Raw genomic sequence first — 530 nt, forward strand, 5'->3', positions numbered from 1 at the left:
ACTAAAAACTAATTTAGGCGGTTATAGCGTCGGGGTTCCACCTCTTCCCATTCCGAACAGAGAAGTTAAGCCCGATAGCGTCGATGGTACTGCATTTGCTTGTGGGAGAGTAGATAGCTGCCAATTTTTGAAACCTGTTAAGTCTTTTGGACTTGGCAGGTTTTTTTGCGTGTATTTCCAAGCATTACGCGAACTCCAAAACACCGATATGTAGAATATCTTCTATCTTCGCCAATGTTTCTATTGATAGATTTTCTCTGCCTTTCAACACCTTGCTAATGTATTGTTGCGACACATTCATTTGCGCGGCAAGTGCTGTTTGTGTCAATCCCAAATCTTCCATTTTGTCCATCATAAGCATGGCTATGTATTGGGAATAGCGCATCCATGTTTTATTGGTTTGCCGATGTTCAGCAACTTCACGCCAGCCGGAAGGGGTGAGAGAGGCGTGTTGTTCCAATTTTTTTATTACTTCTTTCATATTTTTTATTTATAATTCTTTCAAATAATCTACAAAACCTGTTTCATCC

At 40.2% G+C, this 530-nt stretch carries 1 protein-coding gene and 1 rRNA gene; one reads left to right on the forward strand and one right to left on the reverse strand.

The window, feature by feature from the left end; translation table 11 throughout:
- Positions 1 to 13: 13 nt before the first annotated feature.
- Positions 14 to 126, forward strand: a 5S ribosomal RNA gene (gene rrf / locus ASC50_RS03805).
- A gap of 58 nt (positions 127 to 184) precedes the next feature.
- On the opposite strand, the gene ASC50_RS03810 is transcribed toward rrf, so the two are convergent.
- Complete coding sequence (locus tag ASC50_RS03810) at positions 185 to 481, reverse strand: helix-turn-helix domain-containing protein (RefSeq protein WP_055432073.1); 297 nt, start codon at positions 479 to 481, stop codon at positions 185 to 187.
- Positions 482 to 530 lie beyond the last annotated feature (49 nt).

Source organism: Candidatus Symbiothrix dinenymphae (assembly GCF_001431085.1).

Bases quoted from the DNA above. Each gene is read 5' to 3' on its own strand.
- ASC50_RS03810 (WP_055432073.1), bottom strand. From the start codon at position 481: ATGAAAGAAGTAATAAAAAAATTGGAACAACACGCCTCTCTCACCCCT.